The following is a 23,799-nucleotide window of genomic DNA, read 5'->3' on the forward strand; positions in this document are numbered from 1 at the left end:
CTACTCCGCGGTGAGGACGTGGCGCAAGAACTCGCCCGTGTAGCTGCCCTCGACCCCGGCGACGTGCTCCGGCGTGCCCTCGGCGATCACCGTGCCACCGCCGTTGCCGCCCTCGGGGCCCATGTCGATGATCCAGTCGGACGTCTTGATCACGTCGAGGTTGTGCTCGATCACGATCACCGAGTTGCCCTTGTCGACCAGGCCGTTGATCACGCCGATCAGCTTGTTGATGTCCTCGAAGTGCAGGCCGGTGGTCGGCTCGTCGAGGATGTACACCGTCTTGCCGGTCGAGCGCTTCTGCAGCTCGCTGGCCAGCTTGACGCGCTGCGCCTCGCCGCCCGACAGCGTCGGCGCGGGCTGCCCGAGCCGGACGTAGCCGAGGCCGACGTCGACCAGCGTCTGCAGGTGGCGGTGGATGGCCTTGATCGGCTCGAAGAACTCCGCGGCCTCCTCGATGGGCATGTCGAGCACGTCCGAGACCGTCTTGCCCTTGTAGTGGACCTCGAGGGTTTCCCGGTTGTACCGCGCGCCCTTGCAGACCTCGCAGGGGACGTAGACGTCCGGCAGGAAGTTCATCTCGATCTTGATCGTGCCGTCACCCGCGCACGCCTCGCAGCGACCGCCCTTGACGTTGAACGAGAACCGGCCCTGCTGGTAGCCGCGGACCTTCGCCTCGGTGGTCGCCGCGAACAGCTTGCGGACGTGGTCCCAGACGCCGGTGTAGGTGGCCGGGTTGGACCGCGGGGTCCGGCCGATCGGCGACTGGTCGACGCGCACCAGCTTGTCGACGTTGTTCAGGCCGTTGACCCGGGTGTGCCGGCCCGGCACCTGGCGGGCGCCGTTGAGCTTGTTCGCCAGCACCGTCGCGAGGATGTCGTTGACCAGCGTCGACTTGCCCGAGCCGGAGACGCCGGTGACCGAGACCAGGGCGCCCAGCGGGAACGAGACGTCGAGCCCGCGCAGGTTGTGCTCGCGGGCGCCGACGACGGTCAGCTGCCGCTTCTTGTCGATCGGCCGCCGGATCGCGGGCACCTCGATCTTGCGCCGGCCGGACAGGTACTGCCCGGTCAGCGACTCCTTGCTCTTGAGCAGCTTCTTGTACGGTCCACTGTGGACGATGTGGCCGCCGTGCTCGCCGGCGCCCGGGCCGATGTCGACCACCCAGTCGCTGGAGCGGATGGTGTCTTCGTCGTGCTCCACGACGATCAGCGTGTTGCCCAGGTTCCGCAGCCGGGTCAGCGTCTCGATCAGGCGGTGGTTGTCGCGCTGGTGCAGGCCGATCGACGGCTCGTCGAGCACGTACAGCACGCCGACCAGCCCGGAGCCGATCTGCGTGGCCAGCCGGATCCGCTGCGCTTCACCACCCGAAAGAGTGGCCGACGCGCGGTCGAGCGAGAGGTACGTCAGGCCGACGTCGAGCAGGAAGCGCAGCCGGGCCTGGATCTCCTTGAGCACCGCGCCGGCGATCATCGACTCGCGCTGCCCGAGCTCCAGCTCGTCGAGGAACTGCGACGCCTCCGCGATGGACAGCCCGCAGACCTCGGCGATCGACATGTCACCGCGGGTCTTGTGGGCCAGCGTCACCGCGAGGATCTCCGGCTTGAGCCGGGTGCCCTGGCAGGCCGGGCACGGCACCTCGCGCATGTAGCCCTCGTACCGCTCGCGCATGTACTCGGACTCGGTCTGCTCCTGGCGCCGCTCGAGGAACGGGATGACGCCCTCGAAACTCGCGTAGTACGACCGCTGGCGGCCGTAGCGGTTCTTGTAGCGGACGTGGACCTGGTCGTCGACGCCGTGCAGGACCGCCTTCTGGGCGCGCGCGGGCAGCCGGCGCCACGGCGTGTCCATCCGGAAGCCGATGGTCTCCGACAGCGACTCGAGCAGGCGGATGAAGTAGTCCGCGCTCTGCCCGCCCGACCACGGCGCGATGGCGCCCTCGGCCAGCGAAAGCTCGTCGTCCGGGACCACCAGCTCCGGGTCGACCTCCTTGCGGATGCCGATGCCGGTGCACTCGGGGCAGGCGCCGTAGGGCGAGTTGAAGGAGAACGAGCGGGGCTCGAGGTCCTCGATGGCCAGCGGGTGGCCGTTCGGGCAGGCCAGGTTCTCGGAGAAGCCGCGGATGCGGTGCGGGTCGTTCTCCGGGAGGTCGACGAACTCCAGCTCGATCAGCCCGTCGGCCAGGCGCAGCGCCGTCTCGACCGAGTCGGTGAGGCGCTGGCGCGAAGACGACTTCACGCTCAGGCGGTCGATGACCACGCCGATCTGGTGCTTTTCCTGCTTCTTCAGCTTCGGCGGGTCGGTGAGCGCGTGGACCGTGCCGTCGACGACCACGCGCGCGTAGCCCTGCTGCTGCAGGTTCTCGAACAGGTCGACGTACTCGCCCTTGCGCCCGCGCACCACCGGCGCGAGCACCTGGAAGCGGATGCCTTCGTCCATCTCCAGCACCTGGTCGACGATCTGCTGCGGGGTCTGCTTGCTGATCGCCTCGCCGCACTTGGGGCAGTGCGCCTTGCCGGCGCGGGCGTAGAGCAGGCGCAGGTAGTCGTAGACCTCGGTGATCGTGCCCACGGTCGAGCGCGGGTTGCGCGAGGTGGACTTCTGGTCGATCGACACCGCGGGCGAGAGGCCCTCGATGAAGTCGACGTCCGGCTTGTCCATCTGCCCGAGGAACTGCCGGGCGTACGCCGACAGCGACTCGACGTAGCGGCGCTGCCCTTCGGCGAAGATGGTGTCGAAGGCGAGGCTCGACTTCCCGGACCCGGACAGTCCGGTGAACACGATCAGGCTGTCGCGGGGCAGGTCGAGATCCACGCCGCGGAGGTTGTGCTCGCGGGCACCGCGAACAACGAGGCGATCAGCCACGCCAGGGTCCTCTCAATGTCATTCTCTGCTGCGGTCGCCGACCCGGTCTTTCGTGCCTCGATCAGGCTGCACGGGTGGCCGCGATCCATGCTACGAGCCACCACCGACAAAAACGGGTTCCGCGTCCTTGACCTGCGGTTCTTCGGGCTTTCGACGTCTGGTGAGCCACCGGTGGACCGGGCGTTCGACCCCCGCGGTGACCGCCCAGCCGGCCAGCACGGCGGCGGCCACGACCAGCGGGAGGCGGAGCCAGCCGGGGAGGCCGAGGTCGAGGAGCGCGCGGGCCAGGATGTAGCCCAGTTCCTGGTGCACCAGGTAAAGACCATACGAGATGCCCGCGAGCCAGGTGACGGCCGGGGCGATCCGGGCGAGGCCGGGGAACCGCCAGTCCGGGCCGCGGGCGGCCACGCACACCAGCACCAGGAGCACGGCGAACCCGATGGTGGACGGCCAGCGCAGCGCGTCCTGCGGCAGCGCGACGTGGAACGGGAAGACCTGCAGGTCCTGCGCGGCGACGGCGGCGACGACGAACAGCGCGGCGTGCCACGTCTTGAGCCGCCGCTGCGCCCACAGCCAGACCGCGATGCCGATCGCGAAGACGTGCAGCCGGTGCAGGCCCAGGCCGTAGTAGAAGGTCTCGACGACCGGGCTCGCGGTGCCCGGCGGGAAGACGAGGAAGCGCAGCACGAGCGGGCCGAGGATCAGCGCCCAGAGCAAGGCGACGGTCAGCCGGTGGGTGCGCCACGACCGCGGCCAGAGCAGGGCCGCGCCGGTGAAGGCCAGCAGCTGCACCGGCAGCGTCCAGTACGAGCCGTCGAGGTAGTAGAAGGAGGCCGAGCGGATGCCCCACTCCTGCACCATGCCGAGGTTGGTGAGCAGGTCCAGCCAGGTGGGGATGTACCACGGCGACGGGTTCGTCGGCGGGCCCTGCGGCACGCCGAAGAGGAAGCCGGTGAGCCCGGGCGGGTAGGGCAGGCCGCTGAAGGAGATGGCGGCCCACCGGGTGATCACGTAGGTCAGCAGGACGGCGACCAGGTAGGCCGGCACGAGGCGCGCGACGCGGTTCCACAGCCACCGGCGCGGATTGCCCTTGCGGAGGCTCGCGCAAACGAAGTAGGCGGAGATCACGAGCAGGATCGCGGCGCCGAACTGCGCTGTCACCCGCACGGGGTACCCCGTGAGCTCCGGGTGGAGAAGCGCGCCCTGGTGGGTGACGTGCCCGAGGATCACCGCGAAGACGGCGACGACGCGAAGGAGGTCCCAGCTGATCCGGCGCGGCGTCGGGGAGGTGGGCACGGTCGTCCTGAGGTCGGCTCGGCTGGGGGTCGCCGTGAGCCTACGGGGCGGCGCGGGAGGGTGCTTGTGCGGGTGGAACCGGTTGGAGTGAAACGACTACCGTGTGCACGGTGAACATCGTGGAGACCTACACGGGGCACGTCGACCCCGGCGGCGACGCCGCCCGGCGGACCCTGGACGCGCTGACCATCACCAAGCTGTCCGTCGGCCCGATGGACAACAACACGTACCTCCTGGTGTGCCGGGCATCGCAGGAAGCCCTGCTGATCGACGCGGCGAACGACCCGGAGCGCATCTCGGACCTGATCGGCCACGGCCCCGACCGGCCTTCCTTGAAGACCGTTGTCACGACTCACCAGCACCAGGACCACTGGCAGGCGCTGGGCGCGGTGGCGGGGGCGAACGGCGCCAACACGGCGGCCCACCCGTTGGATGCCTCGCCGTTGCCGGTGCCGCCGGACTTCCTGGTCGAGCACGGGGACACGCTGTCGGTGGGGCAGGTCACTCTTTCGGTGATCCACCTCCGGGGGCACACGCCGGGGTCGATCGCGCTGCTGTACCGCGATCCGTCGGGCCACCCGCACCTGTTCACCGGGGATTCGCTGTTCCCTGGCGGGGTGGGGCGGACCACGTCGCCGGAGGACTTCTCGTCGTTGGTGGATGACGTTTCGGCGCGGATCTTCGACGAGCTGCCGGATGAGACCTGGTTCTATCCGGGGCACGGGGATGATTCGACGTTGGGGGTCGAGCGGCCGAAGCTGAAGGAGTGGCGCGAGCGCGGCTGGTGATTCCGGCGTCCTGCGACATTCGAGTGAGTTGTCGCTGACTTTCCCCGCGTGACGGCAGCCCGCAATACGTTGGCTACCGAAAGTCACGCCGGGGAGGGTCAGTGAACTTCAGCAACCATGCTCGGCGGGTGCGTCAGCAGACCGCTTCCGCACTGGTGAAGGACTACTTTCCCGAGCTCGACCCGGACCGGCGCCGGGTGCTCGGCGGGTTGCTCGCCGAGACCACCACCGCCCGGCACCTCTTCGTGCGCGCCGACCTGGCCGCGGACCGACCGCAGGCCGACGTCTTCCTGATCGGCGCCGAAGGCGTCTTCGCGATCACCATCGCCGCCGAACCGCCGCGGCCGCCCTCCCTGCACCAGCTCGTCCGGCACGCCGAGGAACGGTGCGCGGGCATCCGGGACCACCGCGGCCGGGTGCTGCCGAGCAGCGCCGTCCACTTCGTGCTGCTGGCGCCGGGCCCGGCGCCCCGGGCCGCGCGGGCAGCCGGTCCCTTCAGGGTGATCGCTGAACCGCAGCTGTCGCGGTTGTTCGAACGCGGTTCGCCGCACCTCGACCGCCGTCAGGTCGAAGCGGTCGGCGAGCAGGCCGGCAAGCTCCTGGCCGGTTACCTTCCCCTGCGGGTCCAGGCCCCCGGACGCGACCGGGCGGCGGACGCCTTGCTGGACCCGGACACCTTGGTGGCCGGCGAAGTCGCCGCGGCCCAGCTACGGCCCTTCGACACGTGGCTGACCTTCCTGCACCCGCACCAGCGGGCGATCGTCAACCGGGACTACAGCGGCCCCGCCCGGATCAGCGGACCGGCCGGCACCGGCAAGACCGTGGTCGCGCTCCATCGGCTCCGCCGCCTCGCTCGCCGGAGCACCGGTCCGTTGCTGTTCACCACCTTCGTGCGCACCCTGCCGGCAGTCCACGAAGCCGCTTTCCGCCGCCTCGCGCCGGAATTGGCCGAGCGGGCCGAATTCCTCCACCTGCATGCGTGGATCCGCCGGTTCCTCGCCGACCGCGGAAGGGGAGTCGACGTCGACGCGCGTGGCGTGCGAACGGCTTTCAGCCGGGCGTGGGGCCGCCACCGCGCCGTGCTGGAACCGATCGAACGGCACGACGAATACTGGCGAACCGAAATCGACCGGGTCATCAGAGGCCGCGGATTCACCTCGCTGGCGGAGTACAGCGTCCCGCGCCGGCGCGGGCGGACCGTACGGCTGAGCGCCGAGCAGAAAGCGGCGGTGTGGCGGCTCTACGAGACCTACCGGGAAATGCTCGCCGAGCGCGGCCTCCACGACTACAACGACCTGATCGACCTGGCCTTGGCCGAACTACGCCGTCAGCCGCTCGAAGACCGCTACGCCGCCGTGGTGGTCGACGAGGTGCAGGACATCACCCTCAACGGGCTCCGGCTGATCAGGGAGCTGGCCGGGACCGGCCCCAACCAGCTGCTCCTGGTCGGCGACGGCCAGCAGCAGGTCTACCCGGGCGGTTGGCGGCTCTCGGACGCCGGGATCCCCATTCAGGGCCGCGGTGAGGTGCTGCGGGTCAACTACCGGAACCGAGCCGAGGTGCTCACCTTCGCCCAGCGTTTCGACGCGAAGAACGAGGTGGACGATCTCGACGGCGAAGCCGGCATCGCGTTGCACGACGCCGAAGGGGCGAGCACCGGCGGCACGACCGCGGCTTGGCGCGGCTCGGAAGCCGAACTCGCGGAAGAGCTGCCGCGGCGCGTCGCCGGGCTTCCGGCTCCCCTCGGGCAGACGGCGCTGATCCTGTTCCACCGCGGCGATCTCACGCGCTGCCGGCGGATCCTGCGCACGGCCGGCATTCCGTGCCTGTCTCTCGACGACTACTCCGGTGAGCCCGGCGACTGCCTCAAAGTCGGCACCGTGCACCGGGCGAAGGGGCTCGACTTCCAAGCCGTGCTGGTCGTCGAGTTTCCCGGCAAGCCCACCGAAAACGGTGTCGCGGCCGAGGAGGCGCCGGAGCTTCGCGACCGCCAGCGGCTCGTCGCGGCCACCCGGGCCCGCGACTACCTGTGGTGGGGTGTCGTCGAGCCGGCCGGCGAACAGGTGCCGGACCGAGCACCGACGCCGCCTGCCGCGGACGACAGCGAATGCGTGCACCAGATGCCGATCGCCTGGTGCGCGCACTGCCGCAAGCCTCCGGCCGACGTCCTGCCGCACGGCTACCGGACGAAGGGCGGGAACGCCTACCACAACGATCCGGACTGCACCTGGCTGGACAAGGGGCAACGCAGCTCGGCCCATCGAGGACAGACCGTGCACCCGAAGGAGCGGATCGCGTGGGGAGCGGTCACGCCCGGTGAGCTGGAACCCTGCGAGGCGTGCTGCACCGAAGCCTGGCTGCGTCGGCACGGCCACCGGTGACCCGGCCACGTTCGGAGCACCGGGGTAACGATACGGGACACCCAGGCAACTTCCCGGACGAACCGGACGTCCCCAGCGAACCCAGCGCTGGGACTTCCATCCGTTCAGGAGGCCCACCATGTCCAGACCCGTCCGACGCGCACTCGTCGCCGTCCTCATCACCGGAGCCGGCACTCTCACCGCCGCAGCCCAAGCCCAAGCCCAAGCCGCGCCCACCATCCCGGCCATGACCGCCATCCGGACCGGGAACAACACCACCTTCGACCGGATCGTGCTCGATCTGACCGCCGGGCCCGCGCCCGCCGTCAGCTACCAGCTCACCGATGAACTCACCGCCGATCCGAGCGGTGAGGTCGTCTGGCTCACCGGGCAGTTCTTCGTCAACGTCACCGCGACCCCGGCGGCGGCGCACGACGTCAACGGCACGCCCACCTACACCGGGCCGTCGAAGTTCCGGACGCGGAACCTCGGGAACGTCATGGCCGTCGCCGTCACCGGGGACTTCGAAGCCCACCTGAGCGTCGGGCTCGGGGTGCGGTCGCGGACCGCCGTGAACGTCTTCACGCTCACCGCACCGAACCGGGTCGTCATCGACGTGGCGCACTAACCGCGTTCGTGCGGGGTCTTCTCCCCCGCCGCCACCGGGAACGGCAGGTGGTTGCCCGCCGGCGGGAGCGGGCACGTCGCGAAGTCGGTGAACGCGCACGGCAGGTTCAGCGCCCGGTTGAAGTCCAGCGTCACCGTCCCGTCCGGGGCCGGCGGACCCACCGGCAGCGAGCGGTTCGCCGCGTACGTCGTGACGCCGCTCGTCTCGTCCGTGAACAGGATGTTGAACCCGCCGCTCTCCTTGCCGTTGAACGCGGTCAGCGTGTGCGCCACCCCGTCGCGGGTGAAGTGGATCAGGCCTGGCGCCGTGTAGACGTGGCTCAGGCCCTCCACCACCGCGCCCACCGTGGTCGGCCGGGGCGTGTCGAACGGCTCGAACCGGCCGGTCAGCACCCAGTCCGGCGACGGCTCGTACGCCGGGACGCCGTGGAACGCGCGCAGCACCTCGGCCTTCGGGTCGTGGACGCGGATCAGGTACCCCGAACGGCGGGCCACCTCGATCTCGACGTCGCCGGCCAGCACCCGGGTGCCCGCGCCGCTGTTGACCAGCTCGAACCGCCGGACCTCGGTGAGCGGGGCGCCGTCGTGCTCGAGGGACGCGCCGGCCGGGTCGACGTACGCCGCGGTCTCGTCCTGCCACCAGCGGCCCGGGATGCCGGGGTACTCGCGCGGCTGCTCGCCCAGCCAGTCCAGCGACACCAGCGCCAGCCAGCCGTGCGGCGCGGCGAGGTCCGTCTCGCGCCGGGTCTTCCAGTCCTGCCAGTCCTGGGTGAACGTGCTCATCGCGAGGCCCTTCCCGTCGGCTACGACGGTGCCAACCCGTCGCCCGCGCCGGTATTCCGCGTCCCAGTATCCGGGCGCGTCCGCAACCACGCGATCTCGCGCTCGCCGCCGGCCGGGACGACGACCCGCCGGAACTCCGCCGGGTCCAGCTCACCGGCGATCGCGGTGAAACAGCGGTCGGACAGGATCAGCAGCTGGTCGTGTTCCGGCGCGGCGGCCATCGCCGCCTTCAGCTCCGCCGCTTCGCACAACCAGACCGCCAGCGCGATCGCCGCCCCGCCGAAGTGCGGCGGCCGCAGCACGACGTCGCCGTGGTCGACGGCCAGCCGCAGCCGCAGCCTGCCGAACTCGTTGAGGTGGCGGTTGCGACGCCGCAGCGCGCCGTCCACCAGGCCGGCGAGCCCGAGCACGACCCATGCCGTCGGCACCGTCGGCGGGATGACCAGCGTCGTGTTGTCCCCTTCCGGCCGCCGGTACCAGGTGGGGTTCCGGTAGGGCACTGGGACCTGGTCGAACACCTCGTCCAGCACGCCGTCGAGGGTCGTGCCGAGGTGGACCGCGCGGGCGGTCCGGCCCCGGCTCGGGGCGACGATCCCGATCCGGACGACGGTCGCGGCCACCGGGACGGTGCGCATGGCCTCCTCAGTCCTCCCGGGGGTCGAACGACCACTGCAGGCCGTAGCCGAGGCCCTGGTGCAGCTCGTGGAACTCGAGCCCGACCTCGCCGACCCGGTTGACGGTCAGCGCGTCGCCCGAGTCGACGCCGTCGTCGATCACCCGGCCCGGCACGCCGTTGAGCCGCCACACGCGCGAGGGCGGGGCGGCGCGGTCGAACCGGACGCGCACCGAGAACTCCTCGCAGCGCCGCAACGGGGTCAGGACGTAGTAGGGCCGCAACGCCGTGCGCCGCGGCGCGAAGCGGATGCCGTACTCGTGCCGCTGGCCCAGCCGCAGCGGGCTCGGCAGCCGCATGACGAACTGCGCGTGACTCGCCGACACCTGCCGCGCTTCCACGATCTCACCGCCGAACAGCACGTCCGCGGTGATGTCGGGCACCGGGTCACGGCCCGGCTCGGCCGGCGCGCTGAACGAGAGCACCAGTTCGTCGAGCTCGTCGACCTCCGCGACGATCCGGCGTTCCTCCTGCAGGTCCGCGGGTTCGCGGTCGAGCCGGAGCATCGCCTTCATCGACTCGACGTACCAGCCGGTCAGCGGGTGCGGGTCGCGCTCGCGCGCGGGTGTGCCGAGCAGCTCGTCGAGCCGCCGGAAGGCGAGGTCGATCCGCCGGCGCGCGGTGCGCGGGTCGCGGTCCAGGACGCTGGCCAGCCACGAGATCCGGCGGTCGAGGAACTCCCCGGCGGCCTCCTCGTGCAGGCCCAGCGCGGCCAGCGCGGCGAGCCGCAGGTCGGGTGGCAGCCGCCCGCAGAGCTCGGTGAGCCGCAGCACGAGTTTCTGGCGCGCGGCGGCGGGCTGGTCGGCGTCGGCGATCTCGCAGGCGGCACGCAGGCAGGGCCCGATCCGCTGGTGCAGGTCGGCCGCGTCGAGCCCGCGGCCGCGGCGCAGCTCGTTCAGTTCACGCACGAACGGGAAGGAGTTCTCGGGCCGCATCCCACCCCTCTTCCGGTTCCGCGGCGGAAATAACCACCCACATTATCAACGGCGGGTTCGGCGGCGGTAGGACAGATTCGGGACAGTTCCCGGAACACCCGGCCGACCGGCCCCCCACGAGCCGGCCGGCCGGGCGCACCGCGGGTCAGTTCGTCCCGAAGATCAGCGCCCAGATCGCGTGGCTTTCCATCTCGCACACCTCCTCATCGCTGTACCCGGCGGCGAGGCGGGAGCCGGTGCGACGCGGGCGCGGCGAATTCGCCGGCGTCCACATCCCGCGGCACGGTTTCCCGGCAAAGCACTTACCCGCCCTCGCCCGAAAAAGGAAAACGGCCGGTCGGCATCGCGTTTTCCGGCCGGTTCCAGAATCGCCGGATCGCGGGGTGACTCAGAGGCCCGCTGTCACGGGTGGTGTGTGCCGTTTGGCTCAGAACGGGCGAAGGCCCGCAGGACGCGCGGCTTGCGGATGAGGATCCGGCGGCGGCCGGTTTCGACGATGCCGCGTTCGCGCAGCACGCGCAGCGCCCTGGCGACGGTACGCCGGGCCGCGCCGATCTGCGCGGCGATGTCCTCCTGCGAGAAGGCGCCCTCGAGGACGACGCCGTCGGGCACGGTGCGGCCGTGCTCTTCGGCCAACCGGACCAGGTGCACCGCGACGCGGCGGCTGACGTCGAAGGCGGCGGAGTCGACCCTGGCCGATTCGGCGTTGCGGAGCCGGGCCGCGAGCGACTTGATCGTCGCGATGGCGATCTCCGGCCGGGCGTGCAGGACGTCGACGAACTGCGCGCCGGTCAGCTGGACGACGGTGCAGGGTTCGATCGCGCGGACCGACGCCGTGCGCGGCCGCCCGGTGACCGCCGCGAGGTCGCCGAGCACCTCGCCGGGACCGCGCAGGCCGAAGAGCACCTGGCGGCCGTCCTCGACTATCGTGGACACGCGCACCCAGCCGGTGACCAGCACGTGGACGTGGTCGGACGGGTCGCCTTCCATGAGCACGACGTCGTTCGCGCGGAACCGGCGCCGGGTGCCCCTGGCCAGCAGGTACTCGCGATCGGCGTCGGCGAGGTAGGTCAGGAGCGCCCCCTCGGCCGTGTCGTCGTGCCCGCTCATGGCTCCCCTCCGGATCACCACCGTAACCCGGCGTGGCGGCTCCCGGCGAGGGTCGCGGCCGGTAGGGTCGCCGCGTGGACGTGGAGATCTTCACCGACGGGGCGTGCAGCGGGAACCCCGGACCGGGTGGCTGGGGCGCGGTGCTGCGCTACGGACGGCACGAGCGCGAGCTGTACGGCGGCGAAGCGACTCCGACGACGAACAACCGGATGGAGCTGACCGCGCCGATCCGCGCGCTGGAGAGCCTGACGCGGCCGTCGCAGGTCCGCGTGTTCACCGACAGCACGTACGTCCGCAACGGGATCACGCAGTGGCTCCCCCGCTGGAAGAAGAACGGCTGGCAGACGGCGGCCCGCGAGCCGGTGAAGAACGCGGACCTGTGGCAACGCCTGGACGCGGCGGTCGGCGGCCACGAGGTCGAGTGGCTGTGGGTCAAGGGGCACGCGGGACATCCGGAGAACGAGCGGGCCGACCGGCTGGCCGTGCGTGGGGCGCAGGAAGCCCGGGAGAACGGGAAGCCGGTCAACGCGGGCTAGTCCGAAAAGGACGGTCGGGCGGCGGGGCACCCGCCGTGGCACACTTTCCCGATGCCTCCCGCCTCCTGCCCGTGCGGTCTCGCCGGGTCCTACGCCGAGTGCTGTGGCCGGTTCCACGGCGGCGCCCTCACCGCGCCGACCGCCGAACTGCTGATGCGGTCGCGGTTCTCCGCCTTCGCCGTCGGCGACACCGGCTACCTGCTGAAGACCTGGCACCCCGGCACCCGGCCCCGGCGCCTGGTCCTCGACCCCGGCCAGGAGTGGACGCGGCTGGAGATCCTCGGCCGCACGGGCGGTGGCCTGCTGCACACCGAAGGCACCGTCGAGTTCCGCGCGCACTACCGGCACCGCGGGCGCGACGGCTTCCTCGAAGAGAACAGCCGCTTCCGGCGTGCCGACGGCCACTGGGTCTACCTCGACGCGGAAGCGTAAAACCCGGCCCGCGCACCCTCGCCCTCGTGCTAAACAGTGCGGCGATGGGAAAACTGACGCGCCGCGCCCGGGCGAAGGCGGACTACCTCGGCTTCATCGGCGCCCGGGAGTGGCCGCTCGCCGCGTCCGGGCTGGGCGTCGTCCTCGGGGTCGTCACCATCCTGCCCAGCGCCGTCGGGGTCGTCCTCTCCGTCGTCGCGCTCGGGCTCGGCGTCGCCACCTTCGCCCGCGACGTCCGGCTGCTGCGCCGCCGGTGGGCCGGCTTCGAGTTCACCACCATCGCCGCGCCCTTCCCCACCGCCGAGCTGCCGCCGCCGCCCGCGTACCCGGCCTCGGCCTACGTCGCCGTGCCCGCTCGCGGGACCGCGCTGGTCAGCGCCGCGATCGACCGGGACCTCTGGGCCGAACGGCACACGATCGCCCTCGCCGAGGAGCCGTACCGGTTGCCGCCCGCGCTCAAGGCGACCGCGCCGCACGTGCTGCCGCTGCGGGCCCGCGGCCGGCTGCTGTTCAACGGCCCGGTCGTCGGCATGCGCGGCGACCCGCTGCCCGCCGCCGGTGCGCGACCCGCGCCGATCCGGCTGCACCGCGCCCGGTTCTTCGACGCCGTCTGCTCGAACGAGCTCGGCGCGCTCCGCATCACCCGCGCCGACTCCGGCGAGGAGTACGACCTGCGCAAGGCCGAGCTCACCGACTCCGCCGGCGCGCTGCGCGAGCTGAGCGGCAGCGACCTGGCCGACCTCGTCGGCGTCTCGACCGTCGCCTTCACCACCGACGGCAAGCTCGTCACCGTCCGGCAGTCGTCGCTCAACTCCGTGAGCGGGCTGCTGCTCGCGCCGTCCGGCAGCGGCTCGCTCGAGCCGCGGGACCTGCGCACCGGGGACGGTGGCACCCGCCGCCTGCTGCACACCGCGGTCTGCGCCGGCATGGACCGCGAGCTGTGCGAGGAGAGCGGGCTCAAGCCCGGCGATGTCCGCTCGACGAAGCTGGTCGGCTTCGCGCGCTGGATGGAACGCGGTGCGAAACCCGAGTTCTTCGGCCTGACCGAACTGGCCGTCGACAGCACCGAGGTCGCCGGGCGCCGGCCGGTCAGCGGCGAACGGCTCTACAGCGCCGGGCTGACGCTCTTCGACGTCGACCTGCCCGCGATCGGCGACGCGCTCGCCGCCGGCGTCCCGCTGAGCGAGGCACTTCCTCAACGGCTCTGGGAAGACGGCTCCCTGCCGCTCATCCTGGCGCTGCGCGCCGCGGCGGCGTGGCAAGTCGCGCGGGTTTGACGGATGTGCCCCTGTTCTCCGCGTGACCGGACCGCTACGATCGTCCGCAATTGTTAGGAAAGTTCCCTAACGATGGTCCGCTGTCCCCACGCCGCCGTGGTGCCTAGGAGGCGCGCTAGTGAGCTATCGGCAGAGAAGAACCCGGACCTTGCTGGCGGCGGCGACGCTCGCCGTCGCGCTGAGCGGGGCGACCGTTCCGGCGGCGACCGGGCAGGAGCCGGCGAAAGCGGCGGTCACCGCCGCGGGCCCGGCCACCGCGGTCCCCGGCTTCCTGATCCAGACGTCGGCGCAGGTCAGCGACGACTCGGCGGTCTCGAAGCCCGGCTACAACACCAGCGGCTGGTACCCGGTCGGCCCGCGCTCGACCGTCTACGCCGGCCTGCTGGCCAACGGCAAGTACGCCGACCCGTTCTACTCGACGAACATGAAGAACGTGCCGACCGCGGACTTCAAGGTCCCCTGGTGGTACCGCACCGACCTGAGCGTCACCGACACCACCCAGCGCACCTACCTCGACTTCAGCGGCGTGCTCTCCAAGGCCGACGTCTGGGTCAACGGGACGCGCGTCGCGGACAAGACGCAGGTCACCGGCGCCTACACCCGCCACGACCTGGACATCACCGCGCTGGTGAAGGCCGGCACCAACAGCGTCGCGTTCAAGGTCTACCCGAACGACCCGAACAAGGATCTGTCGATGGGCTGGATCGACTGGGCGCAGACCCCGCCGGACCAGAACATGGGCATCGTGCGGGACGTGCTCGTCCGGCGCAGCGGCCCGGTGGCGCTGCGCGGCGGCCACGTCGTCACGAAGCTGACCGGGACCAGCCACGCCGACCTCACCGTGAAGGCCGACGTCCGCAACGACTCGGCGGCCGCGGTGTCCGCGACGGTCTCCGGCACGGTCGCCGGGAAGCCGATCAGCCAGACCGTGAACCTGGCGGCCAAGGAGAAGAAGACCGTCACCTTCGGCGCGGTCGGGCTCGACAACCCGCAGGTCTGGTGGCCGGCCGGGATGGGCGGGCAGCCGCTCTACGACCTCGACCTGTCCGCGAGCGTCGGCGGCGCGGCGTCGGACACCTCGCACTCCAGCTTCGGCGTGCGCACGGTGACGGCGAACAAGAACTCCAGCGGCGGCCGGTCGTACACGATCAACGGGCGCCCGCTGCTGATCAAGGGCGGCGGCTACTCGCCGGACCTGTTCCTGCGCTGGAACGAGCAGTACGCGGCGGACAAGCTCGCCTACGTCAAGGACCTCGGGCTCAACACCGTGCGCCTGGAGGGGCACATCGAGCCGGACGAGTTCTTCGACCTCGCCGACCGGATGGGCGTGCTGACACTGCCCGGCTGGGAGTGCTGCGACAAGTGGGAAGGCCAGGTCAACGGCAGCGAGAAGGGTGACCCCTGGACCGCCGCGGACTACCCGGTCGCGAAGGCGTCGATGACCGCGGAGGCCGAGCGGCTGCGCGATCACCCGAGCGTCATCTCGTTCCTGATCGGCAGCGACTTCGCGCCGGACGCGACGATCGAGAAGAACTACCTCGACGCGCTCAACGCCGCGGACTGGGCCACCCCGGTGGTCCCGGCCGCATCGGCGAAGTCGTCGCCGCAGCTGGGCTCGTCGGGCATGAAGATGAACGGCCCGTACGACTACGTGCCGCCGAACTACTGGTACGACAAGGCGCACAACGACCTCGGTGGCGCGTGGAGCTTCAACTCCGAGACCAGCGCCGGGCCGGACATCCCGACGATGGACACGCTGAAGCGGATGATGTCCTCGAGCGAGCTCGACACGATGTGGAAGAGCCCGTCGACCGCGCAGTACCACCGGTCGTCGTCCTCGACGTTCGCCAACCTCAAGCTCTTCGGCGACGCGCTGACCAACCGCTACGGCAAGCCGGCGAGCCTGGACGACTTCGTCCGCAAGGCGCAGCTGGCGCAGTACGAGAACGTCCGCGCCGAGTTCGAGTCGCACTCGCGCAACTTCAGCGACAGCTCGAACCCGGCCACCGGGATCATCTACTGGATGCTCAACAGCGGCTGGACGTCGCTGCACTGGCAGCTGTTCGACGCCTACCTCGACCAGAACGGCTCCTACTTCGGGGCCAAGAAGGCGAACGAGCCGCTGCACATCCAGTACTCCTACGACACCAAGTCGGTCGTGGTCGTGAACCACAACCACGACGCGGCGTCGGGCCTCACCGCGTCCGTGAAGCTGTACAACCTGGACGGCACCGAGAAGTTCACCCAGTCGAAGGCGGTGTCGGTGGGCGGTGACGGCGCCAAGACCACGGCGCTGACCATCGGCTCGGTGAGCGGGCTGTCGACGACGTACCTGGCGAAGCTGGTCCTGAGCGACTCCTCGGGCAAGGAGGTCAGCCGCAACGTCTACTGGCTGTCCACCAAGGCCGACACGCTGAACTGGGACTCGAGCGACTGGTACTACACGCCGCAGTCCGCCTACGCCGACCTGTCCGGGCTGACCGGCCTGGCGCAGGTGTCGCTCGGGTCGACCGCGACGTCGACCACCAACGGCGACGGCACCACGACGACCAAGGTGACGCTGACGAACGGCTCGTCGGCCAAGGTGCCGGCGTTCATGGTCGACGCGCACGTCCTCGGCGCGGCGGGCGCGCCGGTGCTGCCGGTGCGGTGGACCGACAACCAGGTCAGCCTCTGGCCCGGCGAGTCGACCACGCTGACGGCGACCTACCGGACCGCGGACCTCAAGGGCGCCAAGCCGTCCGTGCGGGTCGCGGGCTGGAACACCGGGACGAAGACGATCCCGGCGGACGGCACGGTCGACCCCGGTCCCGGCAACCCGGTGGACTACCAGGCCGAGGACGCGGCGATCACCAACGGCGCCGCGGAGTCGAACCACGCGGGCTTCACCGGCACCGGGTTCGTCAACTACGACAACGCGACCGGCAGCGCGGTGGAGTTCACGGTGAACGCGGCGTCGGCGGGCGGCGCGAACGTCGTCCTGCGGTTCGCCAACGGCACCACGGTGAACCGGCCGATGGACATCTCGGTGAACGGCACGAAGGTGGCGTCCGCGGTGGCGTTCGGCGGCACCGGGAACTGGGACACGTGGCAGACGATCACGCTGCCCGTTTCCCTGGCCGCCGGAACGAACAAGATCAAGGCGACCGCGACGACCGCCAACGGCGGCCCGAACGTCGACAAGATCACCGTCTAGTCGCGGACCGAGGGCGGCACTTTCCCTACGAAAGTGCCGCCCTCGGTCACGTCCAGAGGAGGCGCTGTTCGCGGTCCGGGTCGGCCGCCGTCGTCGAGACGTCGTCGAAGATCCGGGTGACGCGGTCGGCCGTCGTGTAGCGCGGCCAGCCCGGGTCGCCCGTGGCGATGAAGCGGACCCAGGCGTCGAACATTTCCGTCGCCATCGCCTGCATCCGCTCGGCCGGGAACGTCCGGCCGGCGAAGAGGAACCGCCAGTTCTTGTTGCGGATGTCGTCGAACACGAGCGGCAGGTCGAGCCCGTGCGGGGCGCCGAGTCCCTTGCCTCGCGGCGCGATCCGCCAGTCCAGCCGGTACATCCACGCGTCCGGCTGCTTCTCGGCGAAGCGGATCGCCGGGATCCACCAGTCCCCCGCGGTCAGCGCGCGGTTGCGGGTCTGGTCCTCGGGCCAGTCGAGCAGGGCGTCATACGCCGCGACGGCCTTTTCGATCTCTTCGGCGGTCAGCATCGTCGAGCCGACGCCGAGCAGCTTCGCGCCACCCGACTGCAGCCAGCTGAACAGGTCTTCCTCGTCGGCCGTGGTCCCGATGAGCAGCGGGACGCCGCGCACGCCGTCGAGCGGGCGTTCCGGCAGCAGCTCGTCGCCGACGACCACGCGGTAGGTCACCTTGGTTCCGGAAACCGCCGAAACCCGTTGCTGTGCTTCGAGAATCCGCTTCACGGGCAACGTCGCCAGGTCCGAAGGCGCGACGTCCAATTCGGACAGGACCGCCGAAGCGACCGCCACGCCCTCGGCGGGGGCGTGCACGACCGAGCCGACGCCGGTGCCGCTCTGCACGATCGCCTGGTGGACGAGCCCACGCGTGGCGGGCACCGCCAGCAACGTCCCGACCGTGCGGCCACCGTTGGACTGCCCGGCGAGCGTCACGCGGCCCGGGTCACCGCCGAACGCGCCGATGTCGTCGCGCACCCACTCCAGCGCGGCGACCTGGTCGCGCAGCGACAGGTTGGAGTCGGCGACGCCGGGCAGGTGCAGCATCCCGAGGACGCCGAGCCGGTAGGCGACGGTCACCACGACGACACCTCGCCGGGCGTAGGCCGACGCGTCGAACTGGTGCGGCGCGCCCAGCACGCCGCCCCCGCCATGGATCCACACCAGCACCGGGTACGAGCCGGGTTCCGCGGGGGCGTGGACGTTCAGGTAGAGGCAGTCCTCGTCCCCGGTGAAGCCGCGGCCGGTGAGTTCGGGCTGCGGCGCTCGGGGCGCCCACTTCGTCGCGTCGCGCTCACCGGGCCACGGCGGTACCGGCTGGGGTGCGCGGAACCGCAGCTCTCCCACCGGCGGCTCGGCGTAGGGCACGCCCAGGAACGTCCGGACTCCGTCGCGTTCGGACCCGCGCAGGGCGCCGGCCGCGGTCTCCACCGTCGTCACGCGTCCAGCCTAAGGACTTGCCCTGGAGCACGCTCCAGCGTGTTGACTGGAGCACATGACAGCGGCCGAGAACAAGCAGCTCCTGAAGACGGCGTTCGACGCCTGGGCCACCGGCGACATCCGGCCCTTGATCGCCGCGATGGCCGACGACGTCACCTGGACGGTCAGCGGCCACAACAGCTGGTCCGGCAGCTTCCGCGGCAAGGAGTCGGTCCGCCGTGACCTGCTCGGTCCGCTCGGCGAGCAGTTCGAGGGCACCTACACCAGCACCGCGAGCCGGTTCGTCGCCGAGGACGACGTCGTCTTGGTCGAGACGCAGGGCAGCGTCGCCACGAAGACGGGCGCGCGGTACGACAACCGGTACTGCTTCGTCTTCCGCCTCGAGGACGGCCGGATCCGCGAGATCACGGAGTACATGGACACCCAGCTGGTCGCCGAGGTGCTCACCGAGCTGGCCCGGTGACACCCGCCGCGGCCCCCGGGTGATGATTACCCCGTGCACATCGCGGCAGAGATAGTGGCCCTGGTCGTGACCGTCCTCGTCGTCAGCGCCGTGGCGCGGCGGCTCGACTGGTCCGCCCCGCTGTGCCTGATCGTCGTCGGCGTCGCCGCCTCCTACGTCCCCGGCGTGCCCGAATACCATCTCGACCCCGAGGTCGTGCTGCTCGGCCTGCTGCCGCCGCTGCTGTACTCGGCGGCCATCCAGACGTCGCTGGTCGACTTCCGGAAGAACCGCAGCGCGATCGGGCTGATGTCGGTCGGGCTCGTCGTGTTCACCGCCTTCGGCGTCGGGCTGGTCGCCTGGGCGGTCATCCCCGGGCTCCCGCTGGCCGGCGGCATCGCGCTCGGCGCGGTCGTCGCGCCGCCGGACGCGGTCGCGGCCAGCGTCGTCGCCCGGCGGGTCGGCATGCCGCGCAAGCTGATCCGGCTGCTCGAAGGCGAGAGCCTGTTCAACGACGCCGCCGCGCTGGTCGCCCTCCGCACGGCCATCGCCGCGCTGGCCGGCTCGGTCAGCCTCTGGCAGGTCGGCGCCGACTTCCTGCGCGCGGCCATCGGCGGCGCGGTGGTCGGGCTGGTCGTCGGGTTCGTGGCCGCGTTCATCCGCGCCCGGCTGAACGAGCCGGTGCTCGACACCGCGCTTTCGTTCGCCGTGCCGTTCATCGCCTACATCCCGACCGAGGCCATCCACGGCTCGGGCGTGCTCGCGGTCGTGATCGCCGGGCTCATCCTCGGGCACAAGGCGCCGCAGATCCTCTCCGGCTCGACGCGGCTGGCGTCCCGGCTGAACTGGCAGACCATCGCGTTCCTGCTGGAGAACATGGTCTTCCTGCTGATCGGCCTGCAGCTGCGGCGGATCCTCGCCGAGGTCGGCGACAGCGGGGTGTCGCTGCCCATGCTCGTCTGGATCTGCGCCGCCGTGCTGGGCGCTACCATCCTCACCCGGGTGCTGTACCTGATCGGCATCGGCACGGTGAAGCGCGTCGAGCGGCACCTGCTGCCCGGCCGGACCCGGGCCAAGATCTGGCCGTGGCGCTACTCGGCCGTGATCGCCTGGGCGGGCATGCGCGGTGTGGTCACCCTCGCGGCCGCGTTCGTGCTCCCCGCCGACACCCCGCAGCGGGCCGTGCTGGTGCTCGCGGCGTTCGTCGTCGTGGCCGGCACGCTGGCGCTGCAGGGCATGACGTTGCCGCCGCTGATCCGCCGGCTGCGCCTGCCCCGCCCGGACCCGGCGGAGGACGCGCTGCAGGAAGCGGCCGTGCTCCACGACATGACCCGCGCGGCGCTGACCAAGCTCGAAGAGATCCGGCAGCCCGACGACCCGCCCGAGATCATCCAGCGCCTGCGCGACCGGCTGCAGCACCGCACCGACTCGGCGTGGGAGCAGCTCGGCCGGCAGAGCGCGCTGGCCGAGACGCCGAGCGACGCATACCGCCGCCTGCGCCTGCAGCTGCTCGAAGTGGAACGCGACCAGTTCCTCAAGGCCCGCGACAGCGGCAGCGCCGACGACGACGTCCTGCGCAAGGTCCTGGAACGGCTGGACATCGAAGAGTCCATGCTCGACCGCGACGAGGAAGAACCGCAGGAAGAGGGCCGGGAGCTGCGCACCCCGGCCGCGACGGCCGGCTCGTGCAAGCACCTGGCCCACGAGTGGACCGACAAGGTGCCCAGCTCGCAGGACACGTGCGAGGCGTGCGTCGCGGAAGGGACGTCCTGGGTGCACCTGCGGATGTGTCTCAAGTGCGGCAACGTCGCGTGCTGCGACTCGTCGCCGCGCAAGCACGCCACCCTGCACTTCCACGAGTCGCGGCACCCGGTGATGCGCAGCTTCGAACCCGGCGAGACGTGGCGATGGTGTTTCGTGGACAAGCAACTCGGCTAGGGTCGGGGCCATGAGCACGCCCGAGCAGGAGATCGAATACCGCCAGCACCGCTTCAGCCCGCCGCCGGGCGCGACGGAGATCTTCCTGGTGCGCCACGGCGAGTCCGCGCCTGCTCGCGGCGACAACCCGTTCACGCTGGTCGACGGCCAGGCCGACCCGGAGCTCGCGCCGGACGGCCGCGACCACGCCCAGCGCGTCGGGGCCCGGCTGGCGGGCGAGCGGATCGACGCGATCTACGTGACGACGTTGCGCCGCACGCCGGAAACCGCGGCGCCGCTGGCGGAGAAGCTGGGGATCACCCCGGTCGTCGAGCCGGACCTGCGGGAAATCCACCTCGGCGACTGGGAAAACGGCCTCTTCCGGAAGTACACGGCCGAAGGCCACCCGATCGTCGAGCGGCTGTGGGCCGAGCAGCGCTGGGACGTCATCCCGGGCGCGGAGTCCGACGAGGCGTTCGGCGCCCGCCTGCGCGGCGCGCTGACCCGCATCGCGGCCGCCCACCCGGACCAGCGCGTCGCGGTGTTCACCCACGGCGGCGTGATCGGCGAGGTGTTCGCGCAGGCCAGCCGGTCGGTCGAGCGGTTCGCGTTCCTCGGCGCCGACAACGGCTCGATCTCGCACCTGGTGCTGCACGGCGACACCTGGATCATCCGGCGCTTCAACGACACCGCCCACCTGGCTACCCCGCTCGGCTGAGCTTCCCCGCCGCCACGAACTGCACGGTCACCAGGATCGAGACGGCTTCCGCGGCGAGCAGGCCGATCAGCACCAGCACCTGCGTCAGGCCGGCTTCGATCGGCCCCGCGCCGCCCAGCAGCACGCCGACGTAGGCGCCCGGAAGCGTCACCAAGCCGACCGTGCGGGTCTGGTCGAGCGCCGGGATCAGCGCGTGCCCGGCCGACGGGCGGCAGATCTCCAGCGCGGCCGGGCGCGGCAGGAACCCCAGCGCCAGCGCGGCTTCGTACTCGCCGTGCCGGGACTTCAGCTCGTCGAGCGCCCTTCTCGAGGATTGCGACGTCGCCGTCATGGCGCCGCCGATGACGATGCCCGCGATCGGGACGACCGCGATCGGCTTCGGCGGGACCACCCCGGCGGCTAGGACCACCGCCAGCACCGGCGCTACCCCGGCCGCGATGGCCAGCGCCGTCCACGGGAGGTTCGCCCAGGTGCCGACGCGCCGGGCCGACGTCACCGCGGCGATGGTGAACATCAGCAGCACGAACAGGCCGGTGAGCGCGGCCGAGCGCAGGACGGCGGTGATCACCAGCGAGACGACGGCCAGCTGCGCCACCGCCCGGACGGCCGCGACCAGCACCGCCCGGCCCTGACCGAGCCCGCCCCAGCGGACCACGACGGCTCCGGCGGCGGTGAACAGGACGAGCACCGCCACGAGGGCGGGACCGAAGGTGATCGCGGCGTCGTGCACGCCGCCCATCGTGGCGCTCAGACGGCGCAGCTGAACTGGCGCCCCGCCTCGGCGACGGTCTTGTCGGCGACGACGACGCCGTCGACGACGATCCGGCAGCGCAGCGCGCCGGGGCCGGGGTTGCGGGCGGCGATGCTGTAGAACTCGGTGCGGTCGGCCGGGCCGACCCGCGTGAAGGCGGCTTGCCAGGGCGTCGTCACCTCGGCCCGCTGGGCCAGCGCCGAACCTTCGGCGGCGTAGGTGACATCGAGCGCGCCGTGCGCGCCGAGCAGCTCGTAGACGACGGAGTGGTGCGCGGTCGCGACGGCGACCGGGGCGACCGGCGCGGCCACCGGCGCCTCTTTGGCGGGCCCCCGCCCGGGCCGGGGCACGACGTACGACGTCACGACGAAGGCCGCGGCGAGCACGCTCAGGACGACCACGACGCTGCCGGCCGACCTGGCCCGGCCGGCGCAGTCCCGCTCGGACCGGATCGCGGTGGGAACACCCATGGAGAGGTCTTCTCTCGTCGCGCGCACTTCCGTCGAGTGCGTCGTCTACATCTCGCCGTGACCTCACTCCGCGTTAGCCACGCTGCGCGAGATGTCCAACTTTCACCCAATCGGGTGCGCTCAGCCGACGTCGGCGGGCGGCAGGCGTGGCTCCGGGCGAGCGAGCCGACGGTTTTGTCGGACCCGGGGTGCATGATGCGGAGCATGTACGAAGAGGCTGCGCCACCCGGCCCGCTGGCGGGAGTGGCGCGGTGCGTGTGGCGGTCGGCTTCGGCGGGCCCGAAGCGCATCGTCCCGGACGGCTGCCTGGACCTCGTCGTCGGCGACGGCGGGGTGTTCGTCGCGGGCCCGGACACGGCGGCGTGGTCATCGGTGACGCGCCCGGGCGCGGAGCTGCGCGGGGTGCGGTTCGTGCCGGGTCGCGCGCCGGCGGTACTGGGCGTCTCGGCCGACGAGCTGCGGGACAGCCGGGTGCCGTTGGGTGAGTTGTGGGGGCGGGAGGGGGAGCTGCTGGCCGAGCGGTTGCTGGCGGGTGAGCTGACGCCGGCGCAAGCGGTTGCGTCCCGGTTGCCGGAGGTGCCGGCGCCGGACCCGGCGGTGGCGGCGTTGCTGGCGGGGCTGGAGGCGGGAGCGCCGAGGGTGTCGGACGCGGCGGCGATGCTCACGCGGCTCGGGGCGGGTGGAGCGGGGGCTGGACGGTGTGCGAGGGCTGAACAAATCGTCGACGCGACCGCGCAACTCCGCGCCGATCCAGCGCGGATCGCGGCCGCACTCGCCCGAACCGGCGCGGATCCCGCACTGATCGCCGAACTACGCGGCGCGGATCCCGCACTGATCGCGGCCGCACTCGCCCGGCCGAACCCGAGCCGGCCCGCGGCCGATGTCGCCGCTGAGCGGGCCGAGGATCCGGCCCGGCCGTTCGCCGTCAGTGAGCGGCGGTTGCGGCGGCGGTTCGTCCAAGCCGTCGGGTACGGGCCCGCCACCTACCTGCGCGTCAGCCGCTTCCAGCGCGCCGTCGCCCTCGCCTCGCGTTCCCCGGGGCTCGCCGCGCTGGCCGCCGCCGCCGGATATGCCGACCAAGCGCACCTCAGCCGGGACTGCCGGGCCCTCACCGGCCTGACCCCGCGTGCCTACTTCCGGCCACCCTCCACTGTGGACGTCACAGCCGGTGATCGGCTCCGTTCGGCGTAACCC

General features: G+C 71.6%; 20 protein-coding genes. 11 read left to right on the forward strand and 9 right to left on the reverse strand.

Features of this window, described 5'->3' with window-relative positions:
* Together uvrA and M8542_RS45300 are read right to left on the reverse strand one after the other, a co-directional pair.
* A complete protein-coding gene (uvrA, locus tag M8542_RS45295) occupies positions 1–2,862 on the reverse strand; it encodes an excinuclease ABC subunit UvrA (protein ID WP_257926603.1) in 2,862 nt (953 codons plus the stop codon).
* A gap of 90 nt (positions 2,863–2,952) precedes the next feature.
* The gene (locus M8542_RS45300) at positions 2,953–4,158 is read right to left on the reverse strand and encodes an acyltransferase family protein (protein ID WP_257926604.1); all 1,206 of its coding nucleotides are present in this window, start codon (positions 4,156–4,158) and stop codon (positions 2,953–2,955) included.
* Positions 4,159–4,268: 110 nt separating this feature from the next.
* Between M8542_RS45300 and M8542_RS45305 the strand changes: the two genes are divergently transcribed.
* The 3 genes from M8542_RS45305 (at position 4,269) to M8542_RS45315 (ending at position 7,934) form a co-directional block, all read left to right on the forward strand.
* A complete protein-coding gene (locus M8542_RS45305) occupies positions 4,269–4,946 on the forward strand; it encodes an MBL fold metallo-hydrolase (RefSeq protein WP_257926605.1) in 678 nt (225 codons plus the stop codon).
* A 128-nt stretch (positions 4,947–5,074) separates the two neighbouring features.
* Positions 5,075–7,327, forward strand: coding sequence for a UvrD-helicase domain-containing protein (locus M8542_RS45310; protein WP_257926606.1), 2,253 nt, complete (start codon positions 5,075–5,077; stop codon positions 7,325–7,327).
* Between the two features lie 118 nt (positions 7,328–7,445).
* Positions 7,446–7,934 carry an AMIN-like domain-containing (lipo)protein gene (locus M8542_RS45315; RefSeq protein ID WP_257926607.1) on the forward strand — a complete coding sequence of 163 codons (489 nt, stop codon included), beginning with the start codon at positions 7,446–7,448 and terminating at the stop codon, positions 7,932–7,934.
* Here M8542_RS45315 and M8542_RS45320 read toward each other — a convergent pair.
* The 4 genes from M8542_RS45320 to M8542_RS45335 form a co-directional block, all read right to left on the reverse strand.
* On the reverse strand, positions 7,931–8,716 hold the full coding sequence (locus tag M8542_RS45320) for a DUF1684 domain-containing protein (RefSeq protein ID WP_257926608.1): 786 nt from the start codon (positions 8,714–8,716) through the stop codon (positions 7,931–7,933). The genes M8542_RS45315 and M8542_RS45320 overlap by 4 nt on opposite strands.
* Positions 8,717–8,736: 20 nt before the next feature.
* Entirely contained in the window at positions 8,737–9,351 is a 615-nt protein-coding gene (locus M8542_RS45325) for a hypothetical protein (RefSeq protein WP_257926609.1), read from the reverse strand.
* A 7-nt stretch (positions 9,352–9,358) separates the two neighbouring features.
* Complete coding sequence (locus tag M8542_RS45330; RefSeq protein WP_257926610.1) at positions 9,359–10,324, reverse strand: hypothetical protein; 966 nt, start codon at positions 10,322–10,324, stop codon at positions 9,359–9,361.
* A 402-nt stretch (positions 10,325–10,726) separates the two neighbouring features.
* Positions 10,727–11,434, reverse strand: coding sequence for a Crp/Fnr family transcriptional regulator (locus M8542_RS45335; RefSeq protein ID WP_257926611.1), 708 nt, complete (start codon positions 11,432–11,434; stop codon positions 10,727–10,729).
* A 74-nt stretch (positions 11,435–11,508) separates the two neighbouring features.
* Between M8542_RS45335 and rnhA the strand changes: the two genes are divergently transcribed.
* The 4 genes from rnhA (at position 11,509) to M8542_RS45355 (ending at position 16,875) form a co-directional block, all read left to right on the forward strand.
* On the forward strand, positions 11,509–11,970 hold the full coding sequence (rnhA, locus tag M8542_RS45340; RefSeq protein WP_257926612.1) for a ribonuclease HI: 462 nt from the start codon (positions 11,509–11,511) through the stop codon (positions 11,968–11,970).
* A 51-nt stretch (positions 11,971–12,021) separates the two neighbouring features.
* Positions 12,022–12,402, forward strand: a complete 381-nt coding sequence (locus M8542_RS45345; protein ID WP_257926613.1) for a YchJ family protein — start codon at positions 12,022–12,024, stop codon at positions 12,400–12,402.
* A 44-nt stretch (positions 12,403–12,446) separates the two neighbouring features.
* On the forward strand, positions 12,447–13,679 hold the full coding sequence (locus tag M8542_RS45350; RefSeq protein WP_257926614.1) for a hypothetical protein: 1,233 nt from the start codon (positions 12,447–12,449) through the stop codon (positions 13,677–13,679).
* A 118-nt stretch (positions 13,680–13,797) separates the two neighbouring features.
* Positions 13,798–16,875 (forward strand): glycosyl hydrolase 2 galactose-binding domain-containing protein, encoded by a 3,078-nt coding sequence (locus tag M8542_RS45355; protein WP_257926615.1) that lies wholly within the window; start codon positions 13,798–13,800, stop codon positions 16,873–16,875.
* 46 nt (positions 16,876–16,921) lie between these two features.
* Here the strand turns inward: M8542_RS45355 and M8542_RS45360 are convergent, their stop codons facing one another.
* Positions 16,922–18,307: a carboxylesterase/lipase family protein gene (locus M8542_RS45360; RefSeq protein WP_257926616.1), complete on the reverse strand. Its 1,386-nt coding sequence runs from the start codon at positions 18,305–18,307 to the stop codon at positions 16,922–16,924.
* Between the two features lie 55 nt (positions 18,308–18,362).
* Between M8542_RS45360 and M8542_RS45365 the strand changes: the two genes are divergently transcribed.
* From M8542_RS45365 to M8542_RS45375, 3 genes are read left to right on the forward strand one after another with little or no spacing between them, the layout of a single operon-like run.
* Entirely contained in the window at positions 18,363–18,770 is a 408-nt protein-coding gene (locus tag M8542_RS45365) for a nuclear transport factor 2 family protein (RefSeq protein ID WP_257926617.1), read from the forward strand.
* Positions 18,771–18,803: 33 nt separating this feature from the next.
* Complete coding sequence (locus M8542_RS45370) at positions 18,804–20,687, forward strand: Na+/H+ antiporter (RefSeq protein ID WP_257926618.1); 1,884 nt, start codon at positions 18,804–18,806, stop codon at positions 20,685–20,687.
* Between the two features lie 10 nt (positions 20,688–20,697).
* The gene (locus M8542_RS45375) at positions 20,698–21,384 is read left to right on the forward strand and encodes a histidine phosphatase family protein (RefSeq protein ID WP_257926619.1); all 687 of its coding nucleotides are present in this window, start codon (positions 20,698–20,700) and stop codon (positions 21,382–21,384) included.
* Here M8542_RS45375 and M8542_RS45380 read toward each other — a convergent pair.
* The gene (locus M8542_RS45380; protein WP_276587998.1) at positions 21,368–22,123 is read right to left on the reverse strand and encodes an ABC transporter permease; all 756 of its coding nucleotides are present in this window, start codon (positions 22,121–22,123) and stop codon (positions 21,368–21,370) included. The genes M8542_RS45375 and M8542_RS45380 overlap by 17 nt on opposite strands.
* Positions 22,124–22,131: 8 nt before the next feature.
* Positions 22,132–22,605, reverse strand: a complete 474-nt coding sequence (locus tag M8542_RS45385) for an MmpS family transport accessory protein (RefSeq protein WP_257926621.1) — start codon at positions 22,603–22,605, stop codon at positions 22,132–22,134.
* Positions 22,606–22,809: 204 nt separating this feature from the next.
* On the opposite strand from M8542_RS45385, the gene M8542_RS45390 reads away from it, so the two are divergent.
* Positions 22,810–23,796 (forward strand): helix-turn-helix domain-containing protein, encoded by a 987-nt coding sequence (locus tag M8542_RS45390; RefSeq protein WP_257926622.1) that lies wholly within the window; start codon positions 22,810–22,812, stop codon positions 23,794–23,796.
* Positions 23,797–23,799: the final 3 nt, after the last annotated feature.

Origin of the sequence: Amycolatopsis iheyensis, from assembly GCF_024703995.1 — a bacterium.
Lineage (GTDB): Bacteria > Actinomycetota > Actinomycetes > Mycobacteriales > Pseudonocardiaceae > Amycolatopsis > Amycolatopsis iheyensis.

Coding starts and splice junctions, on each gene's coding strand:
- M8542_RS45315 (WP_257926607.1), top strand. CDS start 7,446: ATGTCCAGACCCGTCCGACGCGCACTCGTCGCCGTCCTCATCACCGGA.
- M8542_RS45320 (WP_257926608.1), bottom strand. CDS start 8,716: ATGAGCACGTTCACCCAGGACTGGCAGGACTGGAAGACCCGGCGCGAG.
- M8542_RS45325 (WP_257926609.1), bottom strand. CDS start 9,351: ATGCGCACCGTCCCGGTGGCCGCGACCGTCGTCCGGATCGGGATCGTC.
- M8542_RS45330 (WP_257926610.1), bottom strand. CDS start 10,324: ATGCGGCCCGAGAACTCCTTCCCGTTCGTGCGTGAACTGAACGAGCTG.
- M8542_RS45335 (WP_257926611.1), bottom strand. CDS start 11,434: ATGAGCGGGCACGACGACACGGCCGAGGGGGCGCTCCTGACCTACCTC.
- M8542_RS45345 (WP_257926613.1), top strand. CDS start 12,022: ATGCCTCCCGCCTCCTGCCCGTGCGGTCTCGCCGGGTCCTACGCCGAG.
- M8542_RS45350 (WP_257926614.1), top strand. CDS start 12,447: ATGGGAAAACTGACGCGCCGCGCCCGGGCGAAGGCGGACTACCTCGGC.
- M8542_RS45365 (WP_257926617.1), top strand. CDS start 18,363: ATGACAGCGGCCGAGAACAAGCAGCTCCTGAAGACGGCGTTCGACGCC.
- M8542_RS45375 (WP_257926619.1), top strand. CDS start 20,698: ATGAGCACGCCCGAGCAGGAGATCGAATACCGCCAGCACCGCTTCAGC.
- M8542_RS45380 (WP_276587998.1), bottom strand. CDS start 22,123: ATGGGCGGCGTGCACGACGCCGCGATCACCTTCGGTCCCGCCCTCGTG.
- M8542_RS45385 (WP_257926621.1), bottom strand. CDS start 22,605: ATGGGTGTTCCCACCGCGATCCGGTCCGAGCGGGACTGCGCCGGCCGG.
- M8542_RS45390 (WP_257926622.1), top strand. CDS start 22,810: ATGTACGAAGAGGCTGCGCCACCCGGCCCGCTGGCGGGAGTGGCGCGG.